Origin of the sequence: Actinomadura vinacea (assembly GCF_039532545.1) — a bacterium.
GTDB classification, from domain to species: Bacteria; Actinomycetota; Actinomycetes; order Streptosporangiales; family Streptosporangiaceae; genus Spirillospora; species Spirillospora vinacea.
The window spans coordinates 274,596-295,011 of the sequence record NZ_BAAARW010000038.1 but is presented as its reverse complement, the minus strand read 5'-3'; the positions used below and the strand labels follow the sequence as shown (position 1 = coordinate 295,011).

Sequence of the window (20,416 nt, the reverse complement as noted above, 5' to 3'; positions counted from 1 at the left end):
GACAGTGATCGATCACCATGCGTAGTGATCTCAACACACTACGCGACGGAATGGGGAACATGGCGGAGCAGACGATCGCGGTGGTGCTGGCGGGCGGCACCGGACGGCGTGTCGGCGCGCCCACGCCCAAGCAGCTCATCGAGGTGGCCGGCCGGCCGATCCTGGCGCACGCCGTCGCCGCGTTCGACGGCCATCCCGGCATCGACGCGGTGCTGGTGGTGATGGCCGCCGAGCACCTGCGCACGGCCGCCGCGCTGGCCGCCCCGTTCGGCAAGGTGACCGGTGTGATCGAGGGCGGCGACACCCGCACCGCCTCGTCCGTCGCGGCGCTGAAGGCCCTGGACGGCCGCCCGGACGGCACCCGGGTGCTCTTCCACGACGCCGCCCGCCCGTTCGTGGACGCCGCTGTGATCGGCCGTGTCCTGGACGCGCTGAAGGGGTACGACGCCGTCGCGGTCGGCGTGCCCTCGTCCGACACGATCGTGGCGGTCGAGGACGGGCTGGTGACGGGCATGCCGCCGCGCGAGTCGCTGTGCCGGTTCCAGACGCCGCAGGGGTTCCGGCTCGGCACGGTCCGCGCCGCCTACGAGCTGGCGCTGGCCGACCCGGGATTGCGCGCGACCGACGACTGCGGCATCGTGCACCGTTACCTGCCGGAGGTGCCCATCAGGGTGGTGGAAGGCGACGAGCGGAACCTCAAGGTCACCCATCCGCTGGACATCGTCCTGGCCGAGCATCTGGCGCACCCGGCTCCCGCCACCGACCCCCCGGAGACCATGTGATCTTCGCGAACCGGCCCGCCGTCATCGGGCACCGCGGCCTGGGCGCGGGCGATCTCGCCGCGCCCGGCGACACCGCGACCGTCGCCGAGAACACCGTCCCGTCGCTGCTGGCGGCGCTGGCGGCGGGCGCGTCCTGGGTCGAGATCGACGTCACCCGCACCGCCGACGACGCGCTGGTGCTGCGGCACGACCCGACCACCGCCGAGGGCGCGTTCCTGGTCGACACCACGGCCGAGGCGAGCGGGCTCCCCCTGCTGGCCGACGTGTTCGACGCGCTGCCGCCCGAGGTGCCGGTGGACGTGGACGTCAAGACGATCCTGGAGGACGCGGTCGACGCCCCGTCCCGGCGCACGGGCGCGCTGCTGGCGCCGGTGCTGGAACGGGAAGCGCGGCGCCGCCCGCTGCTGGTCACCTCGTTCGACCCGTCACTGCTGGCGCATCTGCGCGAGGTCCTGCCCCGCGTGCCGCTGGGCCTGCTGACCTGGCTCCGCTTCCCGCTGTGGCACGGCATCCCGGCCGCCGCCGGCCTGGGGCTGCAGGCGGTGGGCGTGCACACGGCCTCGTGCGGGTTCGAGCGGCCCGACACGCGGCTGCGTCCGCTGGAGCACTGCGTGGACATCGCGCACAAGGCCGGGCTGGAGATCCTCGCCTGGTGCCCGCAGGCCGAGGGGGCCGCCGACTACGCGGCGGCCGGCTTCGACGCGCTGGTGGTCAACGACGTGCCCGGGGTCGTGGACGCGCTCGACGGCCGTCCCGGAGCCGAAGAGCCGGAGAACGCGGCCTAGCCTCAGCGGCCGTCCTGGCCGCCGCGGAGGTCGTCGCCGCCGTACATCTGCGTCCACTCGCCCGGCTGCTGCTTCTCCTGGGCGGGCTTCGGGGAGCCCGGAGACGGCGGCTCGGGCGTTTCGGCGCCGGCCCCGTACGGAACGGCCCCGGCGGGGGGAGGCGGCGTTGGAGAGCCGCTGGGCGGCGCGAAAGGCGCCGCGCCCTGCGGCTGGAAACCCTGCGGCGCCATCCCCGGACCGGCCGGGCCCATCGGAGCCGGGCCCATCGGAGCGGCGTACCTGGACGGGCCAATGCTTCCCTGCGCGGCCCGCCAGCGCGACAGCGGCAGCCCTGACACGAGCAGCGCCACGCCCAGCAAGGCCAGCACGCCGTACGCCCCGAGCGTCACGTAGCCGCGGCTGAGCTCATTGGGCAGCAGATCGGAGGTGTGCCGGAGGCTGAAGCGCGGAGCGACCAGCCAGAGCAGCCCGGCGCCCGTGTACACGGCGCCGGGGATCAGGGCGGCGAGCGGGGACAACCGGCTGCCCATGACCAGCCCGAGCAGCAGCCCGGCGAACAGGAACAGCACGATCGGGATCAGCCGCTCGGACCAGGGCGGCTGCAGGAAGTTCCGGGCGGAGTCGGCGGACCGGTCCATCCCGTAGCCGATGCTGACGGCGATCAGCGGGGTGACGATCAGTCCGATCACCACGCCGAGCCCGTGGCGCGCGCCGCTGGACATGGGCACCTCCTCGGCCCGCCGGACGGGATGATCCCGTCCAACGTAACCTCAGACGCCGCGCCCGGCCGAGAGGTTCGGCCCCAGCCGTCAGCTTTTGGCCGGAGTCGGCTGCCCCAGGCCGGGCGGGCTCGTCAGGAACCCCACGCCCCACGACAGATGCATGGTGGCGAACACCAGCGGAAGCCGGATCCAGGCCGACAGCGGAAGCCCGCGCCCCTCCACGCCCGCGCCCACCACGATCGCGGCCGCGTACCCGCCCGGGATGAGCCAGCCCGGCCAGAACCCGAACGCCCCGGCCACGGCGCCCGCCGCCATCGCCACCACGGCCAGCGGCGGCGCCAGGTAGCGCAGGTTGAGCGTGCCCTGGTGCTCGCGGCCCACCACGCGGCGCCAGCGGCCGGTGTGGAAGTACTGCTTGGCGAGCGCCCGCAGGTTGGGCCGCGGACGGTAGGTCACCCGCATCCGCGGGGTGAAGTAGACGGTGCCGCCGGTCTGCCGGATCCGGTGGTTCATCTCCCAGTCCTGGGCGCGCACGAACGTCTCGTCGTACCCGCCGACCCGCTCCAGCGCGCTGCGCCGGAACGTCCCGAGGTAGACCGTCTCGACCTCGCCCGCCTCGCCGCCGGTGTGGAACCGCGCGTTGCCCACGCCGATCCTGGACGTCATCGCCTTCGCCACCGCCTGCTCGAACGGGGTGACGCCCTCGGCGGCCATGATCCCGCCGACGTTGTCCGCGCCGGTCTCCTCCATCGTCTCCACGGCGGCCCGCACGTAGTCGACCGGCAGCAGCGAATGGCCGTCCACCCGCACGATGATCGAGTACTGGGACGCCTTGATCGCGATGTTGAGGCCCTGCGGGGTGCGCCCGGTCGGGTTGGCCACCACCACGAGCCGCGGGTCCTCGCCGGCCAGCCGGGCGGCGATCTCCTCCGTGCGGTCCCGGGACGGCCCGATCGCCAGCACCAGTTCCAGTTCGCCTGGATACTCCTGGGTGAGGATGCGGCGGACCGCGTCGGTCAGGTGCCGCTCCTCGTTCAACACGGGCATCACTACCGACACCGCAGGCCAGGTGCGGTCGGCGGTGCCGGGCTGCGGGGCGCTCTGCGCGCGGGAAGAAGAGGGGTTCATCTGGAGTCGCGGGCTCTCTCTCGATCGTCCATGACGCAGCTCTCACCACCCGGTCTGCCGGGAAGGTGGGTCAAGACGGCGCCACGTTACTGCAAGGACACGAGGTCCAGGTACCGAACGGAAGGGTGTTCCCCACTTTAGAGTGGGAGCACTCACGTCAGAAGGCATCGAAAAAGGCACCGACGAATTTCTCGGGAGGCGGCGCCAGGATGGCAGACGGGCCCAGGACGGCCGGCGGGCGGGGCGGCGACGACGCCGACCCGCTGGAACGTTACTTCCGCCCCCGCCCGGGGGGTGCCGCGGGCGGGGCGGCGGGCGACGACGAGGAGATCGAGGGCGTCACCGTCGACGGCATGCCCGCCCCCCGGGTCACCGTCGACGGCCCGCGCGGCCCGCGCCGGCCCGGCCGCGGGCTCAGCCGCCGGTCCGCGATCGGCGCCCGCAGGCAGCGCCGGTTCCTCATGCTCACCGGTGCGATGTCGGCGTTCGTGCTGCTGACCTCGGGCGGCGCCTGGGCGTTCCAGAACTACGTCACCGACATGATCGACAGCGTCAGCGTCGGCGGGCTGGGCCGGGGCAAGGACGTGCCCAAGGGCGCGATGACGATCCTGGTCGCCGGCGTGGACCGGCGCGAGGGCCTCACCCGGGAGCAGCAGCGCAAGGCACGGCTGGGCCGCGAGCCCGGCGAGCGCTCCGACACGATGCTGCTGATGCAGGTCTCGCGCGACCACGACCGCGTCACCGTGGTCAACCTGCCGCGCGACTCGTACGTGACGATCCCCTCGCACAAGTCCAACGGCTCCGAGGGCGCCAAGGGCACCCAGGTGCCGTCCCGTCCGGGCAAGCTGACCTGGGCCTACCAGTTCGGCGGGCCCGACCTGACCGTCGACACGGTCAAGCGGTCCACGGGCCTGTCCATCGACCACTACGTCGAGGTCAACTTCTACGGGTTCGTCAACATGGTCGACGCGCTGGGCGGCGTGGACGTGTGCACCGAGCAGCCGATCAACGACAGCAAGAGCGGCCTGGTGCTGCCCGCCGGCACCACCCATGTGGACGGCCTCAAGGCGCTCGGCTTCGCCCGCGCCCGCTACACCCTGACCGGCGGCAGCGACCTGGGCCGCATCGACCGGCAGCAGCAGTTCATGGCCGCGATGATGAAACAGGCGCTCAGCACCCGGACGCTCAGCGATCCGTCCAAGTCGACCAAGTTCCTCAACGCCGCGCTCAAGTCCCTCCGGGTGGACGAGAAGCTGGCCGACAACCTGCCGGACCTGGCCGACCAGATGAAGAACCTGTCCACCGACAGCCTCACCTTCGCCAAGGTCCCGCTGGCCAACCCCGACCACCGGGCCGTCCTGTGGGACACCGCGGCGCCGCAGTCGACCGTCCTGTGGGACCGCGACCGGTCCCGCGACCTCTTCACCAAGCTCAGGCGCGACCAGCCGGTCAGCACCCCCAAGCCGTCGGCGGCCCCCACCGCGCCCAAGCCCACCGGCCCGACCGTCCCGCCCGAGGACGTCACGGTCAGCGTGCTCAACGCGATCGGCACCCCGGGCCTGGCCACCAAGGCGGGCAACCAGTTGCGCGAGGAGGGCTTCAAGGTGACGGTCGTCCCGGGCGTCGCCCGCCGCGGCCTCAAGACCACCACGATCCAGTACGGCCCGTCCCGGCAGGACTCCGCCGAGACCCTGGCCGCCGCGATCCCGGGCGCCAAGCTGAAGAAGGTCTCCTCGCTGGGCTCCCGCGTCCAGGTCCTGATCGGCGGCGACTGGTCCGGCGTCGAGAAGGTCAAGGTCCAGCCGTCCCCGTCGCCCACCCCCTCGAACCAGGGCCTGGAGTCCGGAACCGCCACCCAGAAACTCTGCAAAAAGTAGCCCAGAGCGCCCCCGCCTGACCGGGGGGCGCTCCCAGGACCCGGTTACTTGAGGAGCTGGCGGGCGATGAACATGCGCATCACCCCGCCGCCAGGTCTTCTCCGAGGTAGGCGACCTCTACCTCGTCCGGCCAGCGCGTGGCCCATTCCTGATGCAGTTCCTCAATGGAACCGATGAGCCGCGCACCTGCGGCGGCCTTGGCGACGATCAGTGCGCGGCGGGCATAGAATGCGGCCGGCCCCGGCTCGGCGGCCCCGGCGTAGGCGCGGGCCAGTTCGGCCACGTACCAGGTCGCCCATTCGCTCTCCATGGTGGCGGGGTCGAAGGCGGCCATTCCGGACGCGAGGGAGTTGATTGCCAGCTGGTACAGGCCGGGGGCGGTGGCGTCGTCGCGGTCGCGTGAGCTGTCGGCGGCGAGCCGGTAGGCCATGCCGCGCTGCATCTCCAGGAACGCGGGTGAGTAGAAGTACTGGGAGTCGGGGTGACTGTCGGCTCTGGCGACCAGGTCGGCCGCCCGGTCCAGGCCCGCTTCCATCCGGTAATGGTCGCCCTCGATGGCATGTCCCCGCGCCTCCTGCTGGACGTTGAGGGCCAGAACGGTAGGCGAGATCCGGCCGGCGTCGCGCTGCGCGGCCTGTGACAGGCCGATCATGGGGCCGGTGTGCCCGGCCATCCAGGCCACGTGCCCGCGCATCGACAGGGCGGTGGCGGCCATGTCGTGGTCGCCGACCTCCTGGGCGAGTTCGAGGGCGGCGCGGTAGTGGGCGATGGCGGTCGGGTGGTCACCCGTGGAGGCGTGCAGCCACCCGGTGAACTGCTCCCATCCGGCGGCGGCGGTGACCATCGCTGCGCGGTCGGGGCCGCGTGCTTCGGCGGCGAGCCGGGTGGCGATGACGGTCTGCTCGGTGACGGTCTCCTTGATGGTGGCGGACCCGACGCGGTCCTCAAGCCTGCGGTTCGCGGCCAGGAGCTGCGACAGGTCTGCGGCCAGGGACGAGTCGATGTGGCGGCGTTCGGCCAAGGCGGCGGCCTGGTGCGCGGGGTCGGTCAGGGCCAGGCGCTGGACGTTCGGGCGGGCGGCTGCCTCCTCCAGGACGTCCAGGCCCACCTCCAAGGCGACGGCGAGTGCGGGCAGCCAGTCGACCGGTTTGCGCTTCCCGCGTTCCCACCGGGAGATGTAGTGCCGGTCGAGAGTGTACGTCCCGGTGATCACGCAAAGCCTCTCGGCGAGCTGCGCCTGGGACATTCCGACCCGCTCCCTAAGGTGCTTCAGCAGGTCCGGAAGAGGCAGGGGTGGGGGTGTCACCTGCGGTTCCTCGTCGTCGTGGGTGTGGGCCCGCTGGGGGCCCGCTGGCTGGCCCCTCTCATCCTGCCGTGCTGACGGTTCGGTGAAGAGAGAGTCACCGAAGGTTTCCACCCCAGCAATGTCAGGAGTCAGGCAATGTGTTTCGACGCCCCCCGCACCACTGACCTCTTTCCACCAAGCGCACGCCCCCGCACCCGCCTGGCGGCCCTCACCGACGAGGCGGAGGCGCGTGGCCTGCGGGCCTACGTCACCAGCCGCGCCACGCTGCGGGTGTGGGAGCCGCACCGGCAGCACCACGGCGTCGATGTCGCCGTCCGGCCCCACCCCGACACCGGCCGCCTCACTTATGTGGCACTTGCCGGAGACGTCTTCGACGCCGATGAGACCCTGGCTCCGGCCGATCGTCCCGGCGAGGCGGGGCAGGCTCTGGCCGACCGGTTCGCGGTGCGGATGTGATCGCCGTGCCCAGCCCTGAAACCATGAGTGCGGCCTGGGTGAAGCTGGCCCTCCTCTCCCACGGCGTCGCGATCGACCCGTCGTTCTCGGCCTGGTTCACCGGTCAGGCGGGGGCGGTGCGGCGCCGTAACTTCTACAACTCTCCGGTCTGGGACCCGCACGAGATCGGGTCGATCCCGCAGGAGATCCGCCTGGCCACCCACGGCCCGCCGGTGACAGTCGCGGTCAACGTGTACGGCGACGACGAGTGGAAGCTGTCGGCCAGTGAGGGCGGTCCGCAGGTCGACAACCGCAGGCTCGGAGTGTCCTGGGCGGTGGACCTGGTCGACGACCTGGAGTGCCTGCGCACCTCCCCCGCCCTGGCCGAGACGGCGAACCTGTACGGCGGCAGCGCGCTGTCGTTCTTCTCGCCGCGCGCCTGCTACTTCTTCGCCGACTCCACGCAGTGCCGGTTCTGCTCGCTGGCCGGGACGGCGGCGGAAACCTCGTACGTGAACCGGCTCACGTCCACGCAGGTACGGAACGCGGTCGCGGCCGTGCTGGCACATCCGCAAGCTGCTGACCGGGTCAACCAGGTGATGATTGTCGGCGGGAACGAACGCGGTCTCGACGCCGGGTTCGCAAGGCACGTCAGTCTCGTGCGTGCGGCGGCTGAGGCGATCGACGCGGCGGGCCTGACCGGCGAGGTGTCGGTGCATCTGGTGACGATGCCGCCGCGCGACCTTGATCTGGTCAAAGAGCTGGGCGCGGTGCCAGGTGTGCACTGCGGGTTCAATCTGGAGGCGTGGGACCCGGCGATCTTCGAACGGATCGCGCCGGGAAAGGCGGCCGACTACGGGCACGCCCCGATCCTGGCTGCCCTGGAGCGTCTGGTCGAGGTCGTCGGCGAGTACCGGGCTCATTCGATCCTGATCGCCGGGCTGGAGCCGCCATCGTCCACCCTGGACGGCGCGGCGGCGCTGGCGGCCATGGGGGTCTCCCCGATCATCAACGCATTCCACTCCGACGTGCATTCGGCCATCGGTTTGAAGGTGCGGCCGTCGTACGGGCACCTGGCGCAGGTCGCGGCGGGCCTGTCGGAGCTGTACGAGGCGTACCCGATCCGGCCGTACTGGAAGGGCTGCGGGCGCAACGCCCTGGACTTCGAGGCGTCGCACGGCATGTTCGCCGGTGAGCCCCCGGCGCTGGGCGGTGCCCGGTGACAGGGGTCCCGGAGGGGCGTTTGCACGCCTGCCTGCTGCGGCTGTCACGCACCCCGCGCCCGTGGGCGCAGGTCGAGGCGGAACTGACCGGCGGCGGGTTCCCCGGCGTTCAGCTCGGCGGCGACCCGATGCGGCCGTACCTGGTGCGGGACCTCGACGGGCTGTCGCCTGTGACGGTGTCGGCAGTGCGCCGGTTCCGGCCCGGTGAGCCGCTGCCGGACCCGCCGCTGATCGCTGAGCTGCTGTCGGGGCGGTACGGCCCGCCGATGCTCGGGCGCGGCCTGGCCGAGCAGGGAGCTGCGCACTGCCCGGACGCCGAAGTCGTCGGCCTGCGGCTACCAGGGTCTCTCGGCCTGGCGGCCCGCCTCAAGGTCCCGGACGTGTTACTCGTCGGCCTCGGCGACCGCGACCGGTACCGGGGCGCGCGGCTGCCGCTGGGCGTCGCGCGGCTGGCGTCGTGGCTGCGGTTCACGCACGCGGGCCGGGTGCAGGTGGTCGACTACGCCCTCACGCCCGGCGACCCCCTGGGCGCTGTTTTGAGGGCGCTGGTTCGGCGGCCCGCCGTGGTCGGCGTCGGGGTGAACTTCGGGCAGTGGCGGATGCTGGCGGACCTGGCCGAGCTGCTGGAGCAGGAGACGGCGGCGTGGCAGTCCCCGCCTGTTGTTGTACTCGGCAACATCCTGGCGGCATTCTCCCCCGAGGAGGCGGCCAAGCCGTTCAAGCGCGCCCTGGACGATGGCCGGGTGCTGGTGGCGACGGGTCTCGGGGAACGCCCCCTGGAGCAGTTGTGCCGGTCTCTGGACGACCCGCAGAAGTGGGCGGGCATCGACGGTCTGGGCCTGGTTTCCGGATCGGTTGCCGGGGTTCCCGAGAGGGCAAGCACCCCCCAGCAGGACGCCCCCTTGGGATTCCGCGACCTACCGGGGCGAGGCACATCGAGTGCTTCGCATGCGCTTCACGCCTCGTCTGTGCCTTCACTGGTCGCACCTGACGACTCACTGGTCCTGGCTGTGGCTGCTGAGGGTGGGCAGGTGTCTCTAGAGACAAGCCTGGGGTGCCAATTCGGGGCGTGCACGTTCTGCCCCAGGCAGCACAAGGGCGAGGGGTGGGTCAGGGGTTCCGAGGAGGTGTGCGTAGCGATCCTGGAACGCTTCTCCCGGCTGCGCGCCCCCTCGGGTGGCCAGGTGGCGCTGTCGCTAGTGGACGAGGAGTTCTTCGGAGCTGAGGGCCTACAGGACCCGCCCCCGAGCAGGCTGCCCGCCGCGCGCATCCTGACGGCACTGAAACACCTGGGGCTGCGTTTCGAGGTGTATACGCGGCTGGAGCAACTGTTCGACCGGCGCCAGTCCGACCGGTGGAACCTGCGGCGGGCGAGCCTACTGGCCGATGCCGCCCCGCACATGCGCAGGCTGTTCGCCGGGGTCGAGTCCGGGTCACCCACACAGCTTCGCCGCTATGGCAAGGGGCAGACGGTCGCACAGACGGTCGACGCGCTGCGGGTGGCGTCCACGCTGGGGATTCCGCTGGAGTTCGGGTTCATCACCTTCGACCCGCTGCTCACGCCCGCCGAACTGGCCGAGAACATGGCGTTCCTGGCCCGCACCGACGTGATGTGCGACCCGCACCCGAGCCTGCGGACGGGCGGGCCTACCGGCGTCGCGGACGGGACAGTGGCGGCGGTCGCGGCGGTCGGCCACTACCTGAACGGGGCCAGCCTGGCGGCGTCGGGCGAACCGGTCTACCGGCGCGTGGCATACATGGCCACCGAACTGGAAGTGCTCGCCAACAGCAGGTACGCCGACCATCTGCGGCGGCGGCACCCAGACCTGCTGGAGGACTACGACCCGGCGTTCTGCCGGTTCGGCGCCCGCTACGCCGACGAGCGGGTGGGGGCGGTCGCGTCGTGGTGCCGGGTGTGGACCGAAGGCATGTTCACGCCGGTCTACGCCGCGCGAATGGCGGCACGGTCCGCTGGGCCGGGCGGTGCGGCCGACGCCGAGGCGCTGGTGCGCCGCTATCGGGACGCGACGTTCGGCCTGCTGTGTGAGCTGACCCGGCGGCACCTGCCGGACGTCGGTATCCCGGACGGCCAGCCGGTCCCGGGCACCGCCGATGAGCCGTCCCTGCTGGAAGCCCTGTCGGAATCGGTGACCGGTTCGCCCGCCACCTTCGACCTGACCCACCTGGAGCGTCACCGTGACCGATGACCAGACGACGAGGAATGGGGCGATCGTGTGCGCGGGGGCACTGGCGAAGATCACCTGCTACCGGGTGGCGTCGCTGACTATCTGAAGGGGGAACGGTGATCGTCTGCGTGGAAGGCGTCAACGGCTCCGGCAAGACAACCCTCGCCGGTGCCCTGCTCGGCATGTGGACCTACGGGCATGCGCGGGCGATCGACCCGGTGCAGCACACGGTGTTCGGCGACACCGTCCGCACAGCCATCATGGCGGCGACCGGGCTGATGGCCGACGCCGAAACCCTCGCGTTCGCCTCGGCGCGGCTCCACACGGCCGGGATGCTGGCCGCCACCCGATGCCCTCCGATGACGGAGCTGCTGGTGCTGGAGCGGTGGGCGGGCGCGGTGGTGGCGTACGGGACGGTGGCGGGCGCGTCACCGTTCCTGCTGCGGGCGCTGGAAGGGTCCCTGGCGGGCGCTCTGCCGGTGGATGTGACGGTGCTGGTCGATGTTCCGGGTGACGTCGCCGAAGCCCGCTTGAAGCGGCTCGGGGACCGCAACAGGTTCGAGACGCTGGGCGGCGGCTACCTGGAGCGGGTGCGGCGCCAGTACCTGGCGTGGGCGTCGATCCGGCAGGTGCCTGTGATCAACGGGCAGCAGGACATGGCCACGGTCGCCGGGCAGGTGGCCAGGCTGATCAGCGACAGGGTCGCCGCGAGCGGCCACACAACGAAGGAGAGCGCGTGATGGAACAGCAGCGGCACACCGAGGTCGAGCAAAAGTTCGCCTTGCCAGAGCCGGACGCGATGCGGGACCGGCTGGCCGAATTGGGTGCGGCGCTGCGGGGCGAGTCACGGCAGGTCGACGTGTACTTCAACCACCCGGCCCGGGACTTCCTGGCCGATGACGTGGTGTCGGAGTGGCTGCGACTGCGAGTCGACGAGCCGGAGGACGGCCCGGCGGTCGCGTCGATCAACTTCAAGCAGTGGCTGCCGCTGGGCGCGGCCGAAGCGACGCACGCCGACGAGTACGAGTCGCAGATCGCCGACCGAGGGGCGGTCTCGCTACTCCTGGGCGCGCTCGGGTTCACCGAGATGGTGACCGTGGACAAACGGCGGCAGCGGTGGCTCCTGGCCGGGGGTCCGGCCCGGGTAGAGATCGCGATCGACGAGGTGGCGGGCCTCGGCGCCTTCGTGGAATTCGAGTACGACGGTGACGGCGACCTCGACGAGGCCGACGCGGCGATCACTAAGGCGGTCGAGGCGGTCACCTCCGGTGGGGTGGCTCTCGGCGAGCGTGATCGGCGGGGGTACCCGTACTTGCTGCTCGGCCGTGAGCGGTGAACCCTCACCATCCGTGCGCGCTGAACCCCTCGCCCCGTCCGATGGCGGCAAGGGCGTCGGCGACGTAGCCGACCACGGGCACCCCGACGGTCGTGCCGGACAGGTCGGCGGGGTCGGCCCAGATCAAGCCGGAGCACTTGTGCGGTTCGGCATTGACGGCCTCGCCGGTCCACCGGCTGGCGGTGAAGAAGAACGACACCCGGGCCCCGGCCTCACCTGGCGTACGCCGGTGCATGACGTGGGTGAACGCCAGGTCGGCCGGGTCAACGACGACACCGATCTCCTCCTTGCCCTCACGAACGGTGGCGGCGTCGGCGGCCTCCCCCGGCTCGACATGTCCGGCCGGGAGTGAGGCGTGGCCGTCCATGTAGCCGGTGCCCGCACGCACCAGCAGCAGAACGCGGCCGTCAGGGCGGGTGAGAGTCAGGTGGGTGTCGGCGATCAGCGGCGCGAGGCTTCGGGACGTCACGGCGGCCAACGGTAGCGCGGCGGCCGGTTCAGGTGCCGGAATCCCCAAGCGGCCGAACCGTCCCCGTCGCCCACCCCCTCGAACCAGGGCCTGGAGTCCGGAACCGCCACCCAGAAACTCTGCAAGAAGTAGCCCAGAGCGCCCCCGCCTGACCGGGGGGGCGCTCCCAGGACCCGGTTACTTGAGGAGCTGGCGGGCGATGACCATGCGCTGGATCTGGTTGGTGCCCTCGTAGATCTGGGTGATCTTGGCGTCGCGCATCATGCGCTCGACGGGGAACTCGCGGGTGTAGCCGTAGCCGCCCAGCAGCTGGACGGCGTCGGTGGTGACGTCCATCGCCACGTCCGAGGCCAGCGCCTTGCACGCCGACGACACGAAGGTCAGGTCGGGGATCTTCGCGCCGTGCATCGCGCGCTCGGACTTGATCGCGGCGTGGTAGGTGAGCTGCCGCGCGCCCTCCAGCCGCATCGCCATGTCGGCCAGCATGAACTGCACGCCCTGGAAGTCGGCGATCGCCTTGCCGAACTGCTTGCGCTCCTTGACGTACCCCAGGGCGTAGTCGAGGGCGCCCTGGGCGATGCCCAGCGCCTGCGCGGCGATGGTGATGCGGGTGTGGTCCAGCGTGGCCAGCGCGGTCTTGAACCCGGTGCCCTCCGCGCCGATGATCCGGTCCGCGGGGATGCGCACGTTCTCCAGGATGACCTGGCGGGTCGGCGAGCCCTTGATCCCGAGCTTCTTCTCCTTGGGCCCGAACGAGACGCCCTCGTCGGCCTTCTCCACCACGAACGCCGAGATCCCGCGGGCGCCGGCGGCGGGGTCGGTGACGGCCATCACCGTGTAGTACTCCGACACGCCCGCGTTGGTGATCCACATCTTGGCGCCGTTGAGCACCCAGTGGTCGCCGTCCCGCACCGCGCGGGTCTTCATGCCCGCCGCGTCCGACCCGGCCTCGGCCTCCGACAGGGCGTAGGAGAACATGGCCTCGCCCCTGGCCACCGGGGCCAGATACTTTTTCTTCAGCTCCTCGGCACCCGACAGCAGCACCGGGACCGTGCCTAGTTTGTTCACAGCGGGTATCAAGGACGAGGACGCGCACGCGCGCGCGACCTCCTCGATCACGATCACGGTGGCGAGTGCGTCGGCCCCGGCGCCCCCGTACACCTCCGGAACGTGTACGGCGTGCAAGTCGTTCTGCACGAGCGCGTCGAGGGCCTCCTGGGGGAAGCGGGACTCCTCGTCGACCTCCGCCGCATGCGGCGCGATCTTGGCGTCGGCGAGCTCGCGGACCGTCGCGCGGAGCAGCTCGTGCTCCTCCGACGGGGCGTACGTGGGAAAGTCGGGACTCATAGCGCGCATGCTACCTACCAGTACACTGCGCCGGTCGAGGACGGGGTACCGCTACGTGCGGGAACGTCCATCACCGGACGACGAGGAGAGGAGCCGTCTTGAGCTACCGGCTGACGGTGATCGGGACCGGGTACCTAGGCGCCACGCATGCGGCGTGCATGGCCGATCTTGGATTCGAGGTGCTGGGCCTGGACGTCGACGAGCGGAAGGTGGCCCGCCTCGCGGCCGGTGACCTGCCGTTCTACGAGCCGGGTCTGGAGCCGGTCCTGAAGCGCAACCTGGAGAACGGCCGGCTGCGTTTCACCACCTCCTACGAGGAGGTGGCCGAGTTCGGCGACGTCCACTTCGTCTGCGTGGGGACCCCGCAGAAGGTGGGCGAGTACGCCGCGGACCTGTCCTACGTGGACGACGCGGTCAGCTCCCTGGCACCGCTGCTGCACCGGCCGTGCCTTGTGGTGGGCAAGTCCACGGTGCCGGTGGGCACGGCGGCCCGGCTGGGCGAGCGGATCGCCATGCTGGCCCCCGCCGACGGCGACGCGGTGCTGGCGTGGAACCCCGAGTTCCTGCGCGAGGGCTTCGCCGTCCAGGACACCCTCAGCCCGGACCGGATCGTCGTCGGCCTGCCCGGCGACCAGGGCGCGGCCGAGCGGGCGGAGAAGATCCTGCGCGAGGTCTACTCCTCGATGCTGGCCGCGGACACCCCGTTCATCGTGGCGGACTACCCCACCTCCGAGCTGGTCAAGGTGTCGGCCAACGCGTTCCTGGCCACCAAGATCTCCTTCATCAACGCGATGGCGGAGGTGTGCGAGGCGGCGCACGCGGACGTCACCAAGCTGTCGGAGGCGCTGTCGCACGACGACCGGATCGGCGGCCGGTTCCTCGGCCCCGGGCTCGGCTTCGGCGGCGGCTGCCTGCCCAAGGACATCCGCGCGTTCATGGCCCGCGCCGGCGAGCTGGGCGTCGACCAGGCGCTGACGTTCCTGCGCGAGGTCGACGAGATCAACATCCGCCGCCGCATCCGCATGGTCGACCTGGCCCGGCTGCTGCTCGGCGGCTCGTTCATCGGCCGGACGGTGGGAGTGCTGGGCGCGGCGTTCAAGCCCAACTCCGACGACGTGCGCGACTCGCCCGCCCTCGACGTGGCCGCCACGATCCGCGGCCAGGGCGGCAAGGTCACCGTCTACGACCCGCAGGCCATGGCCAACGCCCGCCGCGCCCAGCCGTCCCTCGACTTCGGCGACTCCGCCCTCGGCGCCGCCCGCGACGCCCACGTGGTGCTCCTCCTCACCGAGTGGGAGGAGTTCCGCGAGATGGACCCGCTGGCGCTCGCCGAGGTGGTCGCGGAGAAGAACATCGTCGACGGCCGCAACGCCCTGGACCCCGAAGAGTGGCGCGCCGCCGGCTGGAACTACCGCGCCCTGGGCCGTCCCTAGGGAACGATCGCGGGGCCGTTGATGTTGTGCTGGGCATGGCTGATGCGATGGTGGATCCGTTCGCCGACCAGGGCGTGATCCGGCGGTTGCTGAACGAGACGACGACATGGGCGTTCGTGGGGCTGGCCGACAACCCCGAGCGGGAGGTCTACACCCAGGCGCGGCTGCTTCAGCAGCGCGGCAAGCGGATCATTCCGGTGCATCCGTCCGCGGCGGCCGTGCTCGGCGAGCGCGGGTACGCGGCGCTGGCGGACGTCCCCGACCCGCCCGACGTCGTGGGCGTCTACCGGCGGGCGGAGTTCGCCGGCGCGGCGGTGGACGAGGCGATCGCGGCCGGGGCCGGGGCGGTCTGGCTGCCGCTGGAGGTCATCGACGAGGCGGCGGCGCGGCGGGCCCGGGACGCGGGCCTGGACGTGGTCATGGACCGCTGCCCGGCGGTGGAGTGGGCGCTGCGGCGCTGACCTCAGAGGCTCTCGCGGAGGCGGGCGCCCTTGGCCTTGGCCTGGTCGTACAGGTCCCTTTGGAAGTCCCGCATCTTCGCCTGGAGGGCCTCGTCCGAGGCGGCCAGGATGCGCACCGCCAGGAGCCCGGCGTTGCGGGCCGCGCCGACGGCGACGGTGGCGACCGGGACCCCGGCGGGCATCTGGACGATCGACAGCAGCGAGTCCATGCCGTCCAGGTGCTTGAGCGGGACGGGCACGCCGATGACCGGGAGCGGGGTGACCGAGGCGAGCATGCCCGGCAGGTGGGCGGCGCCGCCCGCCCCCGCGATGAGCACGCGCAGGCCGCGCCCGGCCGCCTCCGAGCCGTAGGCGATCATGTCGTGCGGCATCCGGTGCGCCGAGACGACGTCGGCCTCGTAGCCGATCCCGAACTCCTCCAGCGCCTCGGCCGCGGCCTTCATCACCGGCCAGTCGGAGTCGCTGCCCATCACCACGCCGACGCTCGTCACGCGTCCTCCTTCTCGTCCATCGCCGAGCCCCGGCGCAGGAAGTCCGCCGCGTGCCTGGCACGTGCCCGCAGGTCGTCCAGGTCGGAGCCGAGCACGGTCACATGGCCGATCTTGCGGCCGGGGCGGACGTCCTTGCCGTAGAAGTGCACTTTGACGCCGGGGTCGTGGGCCATCACGTGCAGGTAGCGATGGTAGATCGCGGGGGCGTCGCCGCCCAGCACGTTCGCCATGACGGTGTAGGGGGCGGCCGGGTCGGTGGAGCCCAGCGGCAGGTCGAGCACGGCCCGCAGGTGCTGCTCGAACTGGGAGGTGCGGGCGCCCTCGATCGTCCAGTGGCCGGAGTTGTGCGGGCGCATCGCCAGCTCGTTCACCAGCAGCCCGTCCTCGGTCTCGAACAGCTCCACCGCCAGCAGCCCGGTGACGCCGAGCCGGTCGGCGATGTCGAGGGCGAGCCGCTGCGCCTCGGCGGCGCGGTCGCCGTCCAGGCCGGGCGCGGGCGCGATCACCTCGACGCAGATGCCGTTCTCCTGGACGGTCTCCACGATCGGGTAGGCGGCGCCCTGCCCGTGCGGGGAGCGGGCGACCAGCGCGGCCAGCTCGCGGCGGAACGGGACGTGCTCCTCCACCATGAGGTCGACGCCCTCGCCGACCAGGCGGCTCACCAGGTCCCACGCGTCGCGGTCGAGGGCGTCCAGGACCCACACGCCCTTGCCGTCGTAGCCGCCGCGGGTCGCCTTGAGCACCAGCGGCCAGCCGTGGTCGCGGGCGAAGACCTCCAGGAACGCCATCGGGGCACGGTCGGGCACGTGGGCGTAGGCGGGGCAGGGCGCGCCGATCGCGCTCAGCCGCTCCCGCATCACCAGCTTGTCCTGGGCGTGCAGCAGCGCCGCCGAGCCGGGACGGCACGGGATCCCCGACTCCTCGAGATCGCGGATGTGCGCCCCGGGGACGTGCTCGTGGTCGAAGGTCACCACGTCGCAGCCCTTGGCGAAGGCGCGCAGGTCGTCGAGGGAGGAGTCGTCGCCGACGCGGACGTCCGCGACCACCCGGGCGGCCGAGTCGCCGGCCGAGCCCGCGAGCACGCGCAGCGACACGCCGAGGGCGATCGCCGCCTGCTGGGTCATCCGGGCCAGCTGGCCGCCGCCGGCCATGCCCACCACCGGCATCTGCGCTGGATCTGTCACGATCAGTAGATTATCGGGCGGGACGGGGTGCACCGCCCTCGCGGACCGTGATCGTCCCTCGTCAGCGTGCCGACCGGGCCGGTGGGCCGATCGAGTGAACAGATCAGGCCATCCCCGCGTCAAAGCTGAATGGGCACGAGTGTGATCAGCCCCTGCGCGGGGAGGGGAAGAGGCACGGTACCGTGAACGTCTGGTTGTACCGCCCCAGCGGTCACACACGTCTATCCTCTTCTCGCCACCGCAGAAGCCGACCCGCGCCGGCCGAGCGCCGCGCCGCGGTAGCCGTATCCCGGAAGGAAGGTTCCCCTTCGTGAACCTGTTCTCCCAGATCTACCGCCGGTTCAGGCACCTGGCGCGGGAGCTGGCGAAGTTCGGCAGCGTCGGCGCGATCGCCTTCGTGATCACGTTCGTCCTGAGCAACGCGCTGCACCTGGAGTCGGGCCTGGGGATGGGGCCGCTGTCGTCCAACGCGATCGCGACGGTGGTGGCGACCACGTTCGCCTACCTGGCCAACCGCTACTGGACGTTCCGCCACCGCGACCGCACCGGCCTGGGCCGCGAGTACGTGCTGTTCTTCGCGCTGAACGGCGTCGGCCTGGTGATCACCCAGCTGTTCATCGGCTTCACCAGCTACGTGCTCGGGCTGACCGGGCCGATCCCGTACAACGCCTCCATGGTCGTCGGCACCGGCGTGGCGACGCTGTTCCGCTTCTGGTCGTACAAGAAGTGGGTGTTCCTGCCGGTCGAGGCCGCGCAGGTCGACCCGCACTCGGGGCTTCCCGAGACCGCCGCCCCGCGGCCGGCGGCTCCCGGGACGGTCAACGGCAGCGCGCCGCCCGCGCACGACCTGGGCCTTCCGATCGACTCGCGCCCCGCCGAGGGGTACGCCGAGTTCACCCAGACGGGACGCTGACCGGGCGGTCAGGCCGGGCCGATCACGACCCGTTCGGACGCCAGCCGCGCCTCGGCCGCCTGGCGGAGGAACACCCCGAACACCGCGGGACGGGACTGGATCAGCTCCAGCCGGCCGCCGTCCACCACCGCCAGTGACCGGGCCAGGTAGAGCCCGAGCCCGGTGCCCTTCCCGCTGCTGACGCTGCGCTCGAAGATCCTGGGCTCCAGCTCCGGCGGGATCCCGGTGCCCTGGTCGCCGACCTCCACCACCACCGAGCAGGCGCCGAGCTTGGTGTTGATCGTGACCGGTCCGGAGCCGTGCACCAGCGAGTTGTCCAGCAGCGTCGCGATGATCTGGGACAGCCCTTCCGGGCTGGTCATGCCGATCAGGCCGCGCTCGCCGGTCATCGCCACGTCCCGGCCGTCCCGGCGGAAGATCGGCCGCCACTCCTCCACCTGCTGGGCGATGATGTCGTCGATCGGGGCGGCGACCGCCGCCCCGGTGCGGTCGTGCCGGGACCGGGCCAGCAGCTGCTCCACCACCGCGACCAGCCGTTCCGCCTGCGCGACCGCGGCGGCGCCCTCCTCGCGCACGATGTCCGGGTACTCGGCCGCCTCGATCATCTCCTCCAGCCGCATCGACAGCGCGGTCAGCGGGGTGCGCAGCTGGTGGCTGGCGTCGGAGGCGAACTCGCGGCTGGCGGCCAGCAGGTCGGCGATCCGGACCGCGCTGCGGTCCAGCACCTCGGCGACCCGGTCGACCTCGGCGATGCCGTACCGGCGGCGGCGCGGGCGGGCGTTGCCGGTGCCCAGCCGGTCGGCGGTCTCGGCCAGGTCGATCAGCGGCAGGGTGAGCTTGCGAGCCTGCACCATGGCCAGGCCCACGGTGACCGCGACGCCCAGCGCGGCCAGGCTGCCGATCAGCAGCATCAGCCGCAGCGCCTCGTCCTGCACCTCGCCGGCCGGGCGGGACACCTGGACGCGCACCCCGCCGCCGTTCCCCGTGGAGGTGAGCAGCGCCACGCCGCGGGCCGGCCGGGCCCCGGCGGTGACCAGCTGGTCGTTGGCCAGCCTGATCACGATGTACCGGCCGGGGTACTCCTGGGAGATCTTCTGCGCGGTGATCGGCTGGCCGGACTCCAGGCTGAAGCCGATCCCGCCGAGGATCGAGGCGGCCTCGCGGTCCAGCGACTGGCGGGCCTCCTCGTAGATGAGCTTGTGGGCGGCGTAGGCGAGGGGTATGCCGAGCAGCAGGATCGCGACGACCGCCACCGCGAGCGTCGACAGCAGCAGTCGGCGCCTCATCAGGGCTCCTTCGAGGGTGGGCCATGATCACGCGGTCCGCGGCCGCGGCCGGTCTCGGGCCGGCCCGCGACGGAACCGCATGATCATGGCGGACGGGGCTCTGGGCGGACGCGCCTCAGGGCGGGTTTCGTGGATCTGCGCGGACCCACAAAACCGCCCTAGTCGCCGCGCTCGAATCGGAAGCCGACGCCGCGCACGGTCGTGATGTAGCGCGGGCTGCCGGCGTCGTCGCCGAGTTTGCGGCGCAGCCAGGAAATATGCATGTCGAGGGTCTTGGTGGAACCCCACCAGTTGGTGTCCCACACCTCGCGCATGATCTGTTCACGGGTGACGACCTTGCCCGCGTCGCGTACCAGCACGCGGAGCAGGTCGAACTCCTTGGTGGTGAGCTGGAGCTCCTGGTCGCCCATCCAGGCCCGCCGCGACTCGGCGTCGATCCGCACCCCCTGCACGATCGGGGTCTCGGTGCTGCCGCGGCGCAGCAGGGCCCGGACACGGGCCAGCAGCTCGGCCAGGCGGAACGGCTTGGTGACGTAATCGTCGGCACCGGCGTCCAAGCCCACGACGGTGTCGACCTCGTCGGCGCGAGCGGTCAGGATCAGGATGGGCACGCCGTGCCCCTCGGCGCGTACCCGGCGCGCCACCTCGAGCCCGTCCAGCTCGGGCAGTCCGAGATCGAGGACGATGAGGTCCACGCCGCCCCCGAGTGCCCGCTCCAGCGCCTGCGGGCCGTCCGGGCTGACTTCGACGGTGTAGCCCTCACGGCGCAGCGCACGGGCGAGAGGCTCGGAGATGGACGTGTCGTCCTCGGCGAGCAGTACTGAGGTCATGAGACCGATCGTATGACCATTCATGAACGTTTCCCGGCACCCGCCGCGCTCTTGACCTGCGGTTTGCCACTCGTAGTACATCCCCGAACACGGACATTCCTCAGGGCAACCGGAGGTAACCCCGCGTGTCGACCGCGATCCCGGGCGGCGGCCGCACGCTCACGGGGCTTCCGGCGGGCTCCGGCCCTCGCCCGGTTCCTGACGTTCGTTACCGCGCCGCCT

20 protein-coding genes are annotated in these 20,416 nt (G+C 71.8%); 11 read left to right on the top strand and 9 right to left on the bottom strand.

Features of this window, described 5'->3' with window-relative positions; all coding sequences use genetic code 11:
- Positions 1-59: 59 nt before the first annotated feature.
- Together ispD and ABD340_RS41200 are read left to right on the top strand one after the other, a co-directional pair.
- The gene (gene ispD / locus ABD340_RS41205) at positions 60-782 is read left to right on the top strand and encodes a 2-C-methyl-D-erythritol 4-phosphate cytidylyltransferase (protein ID WP_344596763.1); all 723 of its coding nucleotides are present in this window, start codon (positions 60-62) and stop codon (positions 780-782) included.
- Positions 779-1,567: a glycerophosphodiester phosphodiesterase gene (locus tag ABD340_RS41200; RefSeq protein ID WP_344596761.1), complete on the top strand. Its 789-nt coding sequence runs from the start codon at positions 779-781 to the stop codon at positions 1,565-1,567. Before ispD ends, ABD340_RS41200 begins: the two co-directional genes overlap by 4 nt.
- Positions 1,568-1,569: 2 nt before the next feature.
- Here ABD340_RS41200 and ABD340_RS41195 read toward each other — a convergent pair whose 3' ends face one another.
- Both ABD340_RS41195 and ABD340_RS41190 read right to left on the bottom strand, forming a co-directional pair.
- On the bottom strand, positions 1,570-2,289 hold the full coding sequence (locus tag ABD340_RS41195; protein WP_344596759.1) for a hypothetical protein: 720 nt from the start codon (positions 2,287-2,289) through the stop codon (positions 1,570-1,572).
- Between the two features lie 87 nt (positions 2,290-2,376).
- Entirely contained in the window at positions 2,377-3,417 is a 1,041-nt protein-coding gene (locus tag ABD340_RS41190) for a glycosyltransferase family 2 protein (protein WP_344596757.1), read from the bottom strand.
- Positions 3,418-3,626: 209 nt separating this feature from the next.
- On the opposite strand from ABD340_RS41190, the gene ABD340_RS41185 reads away from it, so the two are divergent.
- Positions 3,627-5,294: an LCP family protein gene (locus ABD340_RS41185; protein ID WP_344596755.1), complete on the top strand. Its 1,668-nt coding sequence runs from the start codon at positions 3,627-3,629 to the stop codon at positions 5,292-5,294.
- A 79-nt stretch (positions 5,295-5,373) separates the two neighbouring features.
- Here ABD340_RS41185 and ABD340_RS41180 read toward each other — a convergent pair whose 3' ends face one another.
- Positions 5,374-6,600: a helix-turn-helix transcriptional regulator gene (locus tag ABD340_RS41180; RefSeq protein ID WP_344596753.1), complete on the bottom strand. Its 1,227-nt coding sequence runs from the start codon at positions 6,598-6,600 to the stop codon at positions 5,374-5,376.
- Positions 6,601-6,735: 135 nt separating this feature from the next.
- Between ABD340_RS41180 and ABD340_RS41175 the strand changes: the two genes are divergently transcribed.
- The 5 genes from ABD340_RS41175 to cyaB all read left to right on the top strand — a co-directional run bounded on the left by ABD340_RS41175 (position 6,736) and on the right by cyaB (position 11,780).
- Complete coding sequence (locus ABD340_RS41175; RefSeq protein WP_344596751.1) at positions 6,736-7,056, top strand: hypothetical protein; 321 nt, start codon at positions 6,736-6,738, stop codon at positions 7,054-7,056.
- Positions 7,057-7,079: 23 nt separating this feature from the next.
- Complete coding sequence (locus ABD340_RS41170) at positions 7,080-8,258, top strand: radical SAM protein (RefSeq protein WP_344596750.1); 1,179 nt, start codon at positions 7,080-7,082, stop codon at positions 8,256-8,258.
- Positions 8,255-10,465, top strand: a complete 2,211-nt coding sequence (locus tag ABD340_RS41165; RefSeq protein WP_344596748.1) for a B12-binding domain-containing radical SAM protein — start codon at positions 8,255-8,257, stop codon at positions 10,463-10,465. Before ABD340_RS41170 ends, ABD340_RS41165 begins: the two co-directional genes overlap by 4 nt.
- Positions 10,466-10,560: 95 nt before the next feature.
- Positions 10,561-11,184 (top strand): dTMP kinase, encoded by a 624-nt coding sequence (locus ABD340_RS41160; RefSeq protein ID WP_344596747.1) that lies wholly within the window; start codon positions 10,561-10,563, stop codon positions 11,182-11,184.
- Complete coding sequence (gene cyaB, locus ABD340_RS41155; protein WP_344596809.1) at positions 11,184-11,780, top strand: class IV adenylate cyclase; 597 nt, start codon at positions 11,184-11,186, stop codon at positions 11,778-11,780. The genes ABD340_RS41160 and cyaB overlap by 1 nt, the downstream gene beginning before the upstream one ends.
- 4 nt (positions 11,781-11,784) lie before the next feature.
- On the opposite strand, the gene ABD340_RS41150 is transcribed toward cyaB, so the two are convergent.
- Both ABD340_RS41150 and ABD340_RS41145 read right to left on the bottom strand, forming a co-directional pair.
- Positions 11,785-12,249, bottom strand: a complete 465-nt coding sequence (locus ABD340_RS41150; RefSeq protein ID WP_344596745.1) for an NUDIX hydrolase — start codon at positions 12,247-12,249, stop codon at positions 11,785-11,787.
- A 177-nt stretch (positions 12,250-12,426) separates the two neighbouring features.
- Positions 12,427-13,596, bottom strand: a complete 1,170-nt coding sequence (locus ABD340_RS41145) for an acyl-CoA dehydrogenase (RefSeq protein WP_344596744.1) — start codon at positions 13,594-13,596, stop codon at positions 12,427-12,429.
- Between the two features lie 158 nt (positions 13,597-13,754).
- Here ABD340_RS41145 and ABD340_RS41140 point away from each other — a divergent pair, with 158 nt between their 5' ends.
- The gene (locus tag ABD340_RS41140) at positions 13,755-15,029 is read left to right on the top strand and encodes a UDP-glucose dehydrogenase family protein (protein WP_425547518.1); all 1,275 of its coding nucleotides are present in this window, start codon (positions 13,755-13,757) and stop codon (positions 15,027-15,029) included.
- A 35-nt stretch (positions 15,030-15,064) separates the two neighbouring features.
- A complete protein-coding gene (locus tag ABD340_RS41135) occupies positions 15,065-15,490 on the top strand; it encodes a CoA-binding protein (protein ID WP_344596741.1) in 426 nt (141 codons plus the stop codon).
- 2 nt (positions 15,491-15,492) lie between these two features.
- Here the strand turns inward: ABD340_RS41135 and purE are convergent, their stop codons facing one another.
- Positions 15,493-15,960, bottom strand: a complete 468-nt coding sequence (purE, locus tag ABD340_RS41130) for a 5-(carboxyamino)imidazole ribonucleotide mutase (protein ID WP_344596807.1) — start codon at positions 15,958-15,960, stop codon at positions 15,493-15,495.
- A gap of 17 nt (positions 15,961-15,977) precedes the next feature.
- Complete coding sequence (locus ABD340_RS41125) at positions 15,978-17,147, bottom strand: 5-(carboxyamino)imidazole ribonucleotide synthase (protein WP_344596806.1); 1,170 nt, start codon at positions 17,145-17,147, stop codon at positions 15,978-15,980.
- A gap of 328 nt (positions 17,148-17,475) precedes the next feature.
- On the opposite strand from ABD340_RS41125, the gene ABD340_RS41120 reads away from it, so the two are divergent.
- On the top strand, positions 17,476-18,078 hold the full coding sequence (locus ABD340_RS41120; protein WP_344596740.1) for a GtrA family protein: 603 nt from the start codon (positions 17,476-17,478) through the stop codon (positions 18,076-18,078).
- Positions 18,079-18,086: 8 nt separating this feature from the next.
- Here ABD340_RS41120 and ABD340_RS41115 read toward each other — a convergent pair whose 3' ends face one another.
- Entirely contained in the window at positions 18,087-19,364 is a 1,278-nt protein-coding gene (locus tag ABD340_RS41115) for an ATP-binding protein (RefSeq protein WP_344596739.1), read from the bottom strand.
- A 158-nt stretch (positions 19,365-19,522) separates the two neighbouring features.
- Complete coding sequence (locus tag ABD340_RS41110; RefSeq protein ID WP_019629095.1) at positions 19,523-20,194, bottom strand: response regulator transcription factor; 672 nt, start codon at positions 20,192-20,194, stop codon at positions 19,523-19,525.
- Between the last annotated feature and the right edge of the window lie 222 nt (positions 20,195-20,416).

Excerpts from the sequence above, each read along its gene's own strand:
- ispD (WP_344596763.1), top strand. The coding sequence starts at position 60 with ATGGCGGAGCAGACGATCGCGGTGGTGCTGGCGGGCGGCACCGGACGG.
- ABD340_RS41195 (WP_344596759.1), bottom strand. The coding sequence starts at position 2,289 with ATGTCCAGCGGCGCGCGCCACGGGCTCGGCGTGGTGATCGGACTGATC.
- ABD340_RS41190 (WP_344596757.1), bottom strand. The coding sequence starts at position 3,417 with ATGAACCCCTCTTCTTCCCGCGCGCAGAGCGCCCCGCAGCCCGGCACC.
- ABD340_RS41185 (WP_344596755.1), top strand. The coding sequence starts at position 3,627 with ATGGCAGACGGGCCCAGGACGGCCGGCGGGCGGGGCGGCGACGACGCC.
- ABD340_RS41175 (WP_344596751.1), top strand. The coding sequence starts at position 6,736 with ATGTGTTTCGACGCCCCCCGCACCACTGACCTCTTTCCACCAAGCGCA.
- ABD340_RS41170 (WP_344596750.1), top strand. The coding sequence starts at position 7,080 with ATGAGTGCGGCCTGGGTGAAGCTGGCCCTCCTCTCCCACGGCGTCGCG.
- cyaB (WP_344596809.1), top strand. The coding sequence starts at position 11,184 with ATGGAACAGCAGCGGCACACCGAGGTCGAGCAAAAGTTCGCCTTGCCA.
- ABD340_RS41145 (WP_344596744.1), bottom strand. The coding sequence starts at position 13,596 with ATGAGTCCCGACTTTCCCACGTACGCCCCGTCGGAGGAGCACGAGCTG.
- ABD340_RS41140 (WP_425547518.1), top strand. The coding sequence starts at position 13,755 with ATGGCCGATCTTGGATTCGAGGTGCTGGGCCTGGACGTCGACGAGCGG.
- ABD340_RS41135 (WP_344596741.1), top strand. The coding sequence starts at position 15,065 with ATGGCTGATGCGATGGTGGATCCGTTCGCCGACCAGGGCGTGATCCGG.
- purE (WP_344596807.1), bottom strand. The coding sequence starts at position 15,960 with ATGGGCAGCGACTCCGACTGGCCGGTGATGAAGGCCGCGGCCGAGGCG.
- ABD340_RS41125 (WP_344596806.1), bottom strand. The coding sequence starts at position 17,147 with ATGCCGGTGGTGGGCATGGCCGGCGGCGGCCAGCTGGCCCGGATGACC.
- ABD340_RS41115 (WP_344596739.1), bottom strand. The coding sequence starts at position 19,364 with ATGAGGCGCCGACTGCTGCTGTCGACGCTCGCGGTGGCGGTCGTCGCG.
- ABD340_RS41110 (WP_019629095.1), bottom strand. The coding sequence starts at position 20,194 with ATGACCTCAGTACTGCTCGCCGAGGACGACACGTCCATCTCCGAGCCT.